3 protein-coding genes and 1 pseudogene are annotated in these 3,426 nt (G+C 61.7%); all 4 read left to right on the plus strand.

The features are described from left to right. Positions 1-252 precede the first annotated feature (252 nt). Positions 253-999, plus strand: a complete 747-nt coding sequence (locus FJ546_RS30995) for a cytochrome c biogenesis CcdA family protein (protein WP_140893031.1) — start codon at positions 253-255, stop codon at positions 997-999. A gap of 72 nt (positions 1,000-1,071) precedes the next feature. Continuing rightward, positions 1,072-1,509, plus strand: a complete 438-nt coding sequence (locus FJ546_RS31000) for a nuclear transport factor 2 family protein (protein ID WP_140893033.1) — start codon at positions 1,072-1,074, stop codon at positions 1,507-1,509. A gap of 125 nt (positions 1,510-1,634) precedes the next feature. Further along, entirely contained in the window at positions 1,635-3,011 is a 1,377-nt protein-coding gene (glmU, locus tag FJ546_RS31005) for a bifunctional UDP-N-acetylglucosamine diphosphorylase/glucosamine-1-phosphate N-acetyltransferase GlmU (RefSeq protein WP_140893034.1), read from the plus strand. 200 nt (positions 3,012-3,211) lie between these two features. Continuing rightward, positions 3,212-3,426: pseudogene (locus tag FJ546_RS31010) on the plus strand (glutamine--fructose-6-phosphate aminotransferase); the annotation flags it as partial.

A 3,426-nucleotide genomic window follows, 5' to 3' on the forward strand; every position in this document is an offset into this window, starting at 1 on the left:
CTTCCACGCGTCGGCGGCAAAGGATGCGGCGGTGCTGAGAAGCAGCGCGGCCAGCCCTATGGTCATGGTTTTCATGGAAATCTCCCTGGCTGATATTGGAGAGGCGCGGGAAATCGCGGCCTCCTTGACGTCAACGTCCCATGCCGACGCTTTCGTCCCCATGTCCGTATGCTGCTGACTTTCCACACAATGGTGATTGGCAGACAGGCCTGGCTGTCGCTATATCCGCCCGGGAGCAGTTGGAGTTTTGGAATGGCATTGGACATCGGCTATGTCAGCGCCGTCGGGGCGGGAGCCATCTCGTTCCTGTCGCCTTGCGTGCTGCCGCTGGTGCCGCCCTATCTCTGCTACATGGCAGGCGTGTCGGTCGACGATTTTCGCGGCGATGCGGGCGTCACAGCCCGCGAAGGCACGCGTGGCGCGCTGCTTTATTCTTCCATCGCCTTCGTGCTCGGCTTTTCGACGGTGTTCGTCGCACTCGGCGCCGGCGCCTCGACCATCGGCCGGCTGCTGCGCGTCTGGCAGGAGCCGCTGGCGATGGGCGCCGGTGTGCTGATCATCCTGATGGGCCTGAATTTCCTCGGCATACTGCGTATTCCGCTTCTGTCGCGCGAGGCGCGCTTCCAGTCGCAGGGCAAGCCGGCCAACGCTATCGCCGCCTATGTCATGGGGCTCGCCTTCGCCTTCGGCTGGACGCCCTGTATCGGCCCGGTGCTGGGGCCGATCCTGACGCTGGCCGGCGGCCGCGAAACCGTGGGCGAGGGCGCGCTGCTGCTCGCCGCCTATTCGCTAGGGTTGGGCATCCCCTTCCTGATCGCCGCGCTGTTTTCCGGCGCCTTCATGCGCTTCCTCGGCAAATTCCGCGTCCATCTCGGCCGCGTCGAAAAGGCGATCGGCGCGCTGCTGGTGATCGCCGGCGTGTTTTTCCTCACAGGCGGCGTGCAGACGGTGTCCTACTGGCTACTGGAGAATTTCCCGGTGCTGGGACGGCTGGGCTGACCCGGTCAATCTGGAACGATGCCTGAGAGCCTGCGTTAGCCGGCCGTGTTCAACAGCTGTGGCGAGACGAAAATGGTAGCCAAGGCAGACGTACAAGAATTCTTCAAGGCCTATGAGACAATCTACAATGACGCGATAGCCGGAAACGCTGACATGGACGATGTTGGCAAGATGTATTCAACCGGTTTCGTCTCCGTGACCCCGGCAGCGGTGATGGTCGGCGAGAACGGCCAGCAGTTGAAAGACATCATGAAAAAGGGCTTTGAGGCCTATCGTGCCATCGGCAGCAAGAGGATGACCTGCACCGATGTCTCGGTGACATCCATCGATCAGGATCATTGCGTGGCCAAGGTGCAATGGTCTGGCGACTATGAGCGGAAGGACGGGAGCGCTTTGACTATCGATTTCAAGGTCGATTATCTGGTCGAAAGACGCGACGGTCGTCTGAAGGTATTTGGCTGGATTGCCGGCGATGAACAGGCTGAATTCAGGAATCACGGCCTGATGTAGATGCAAACCCGCTGATCAAGAGTCAGCGGCTTCGCCATCTCACCGGAATTTAACCGCATTGGTGCAGCATGGCGCCACTGCTATCCTGTCTTGATTCCCAACCCTTTTCCTATGGTTGTTCGCCTATGAGCCAGAGATCCTGCCTGTCCGTCATTCTCGCCGCTGGCGAAGGCACGCGCATGAAGAGCGCGCTGCCGAAGGTGCTGCACCAGATCGCAGGCCTGCCGATGGTCGCTCATGTGGTCAAGGCGGCCGATGCCGCCGGCGCCAGCAGCGATGCGATCGTCATCGGCCACGGTGCCGAAGAGATGCGCAAGGCGGTGGCAAAGTTCTCGCCCAAGGCCGAGACCTTCGTGCAGGAAAAACGCTTGGGTACGGCGCATGCTGTTCTTGCCGCACGTGAAGCGATATCAAGGGGTTATGACGACATCCTGGTGATGTTCGGCGACACGCCGCTGATTGATGCGGAAGCGCTGAATCTGGCTCGGCTGAAGCTCGCCGAAGGCGCGGCCGTCGCGGTGATCGGCTTCCGAACACCCAACCCAAACGGCTACGGCCGGCTGGTCGAGAAAGGCGGCAAGCTGATTGCCATCCGCGAGGAAAAGGACTGCTCCGAGGCCGAGAAGAAGATCGGTTTCTGCAATGCCGGCATGATGGCGGTGGCCGGCGCCCATGCGCTGAAGCTGCTCGATGCGGTCGGCAACAAGAATGCCAAGGGCGAATATTATCTCACCGACATCGTCGAGATCGCCGGCGCGCAAGGTCTCGATGTCGTTGCCACGGAAGCCAGTTTCGAGAATGCGCTCGGCATCAACAACCGCGCCGAACTGGCCCAGGCCGAAGGCATCTGGCAGGCACGCCGCCGCCAGGAGGCGATGCTGTCGGGCGTGACGCTGATCGCCCCAGAGACCGTGTATTTCTCGCACGACACCGAGATCGGCGCCGACACCATCGTCGAGCCGAATGTCTGGTTCGGCCCGGGCGTGAAGATCGCCGGCGGCGCCAAGATCCATGCCTTCAGCCATATTGAAGGCGCGACCATTGCCGGGAACTGCGATGTCGGGCCGTTCGCGCGGTTGCGGCCGGGTGCCGATCTTCGGAACAAGGCAAAGGTCGGCAATTTCTGCGAGGTCAAGCAGGCTGTCATCGAGGAGGGCGCCAAGGTCAACCATCTGACCTATATCGGCGATGCCCGGGTCGGCGCGGCCGCCAATATCGGTGCCGGCACCATCACCTGCAATTATGACGGCTATTCGAAATTCTTCACCGATATCGGCGAGGGCGCCTTTATCGGTTCGAACTCTTCGCTGGTGGCGCCCGTATCGATCGGCAAGGGCGGCTATATCGCTTCCGGCAGCGTCATCACCGAAAGCGTGCCGGACGATGCGCTGGCCTTCGGCCGCGCCCGCCAGAAGACGATCCCAGGCAAGGGCAAGGAATTGCGCGAGCGCTTTGCCTCGGCCGCGGCGGCGAAGAAGAAGACGGCTGGCGCCGATCACTAGCGGTCAGCCAGCGGGTTTACTTCCCGCCGAAGCAATCGAAAAACCGACCAATTGCGGTAACCGGATTGCAAGAGCGGTCTGGCATGATGCATGCATTGAGAGGCGTCCGTTACACCGGACGAAATGCAATGTGACTTTCACGGCAGGCCGGCCATCCCTAAGTATCGCTGGTTTTCCATGGGGAATCGGGGGCTATCTGCATGTGCGGTATCGTTGGAATCGTCGGCCACGCGCAGGTTGCGCCGCTCATCGTCGATGCGCTGAAGCGGCTGGAATATCGCGGCTATGACTCGGCCGGCGTCGCCACCATCGAGCATGGCGAGCTCGCCCGCCGCCGCGCCGAAGGCAAGCTGATCAACCTCGAACGCCGGCTCAAGGACGAGCCGCTCGACGGCACGATCGGCATCGGCCACAC

It is taken from the genome of Mesorhizobium sp. B2-4-19, from assembly GCF_006441315.1.
In the GTDB taxonomy this organism is placed as follows: domain Bacteria; phylum Pseudomonadota; class Alphaproteobacteria; order Rhizobiales; family Rhizobiaceae; genus Mesorhizobium.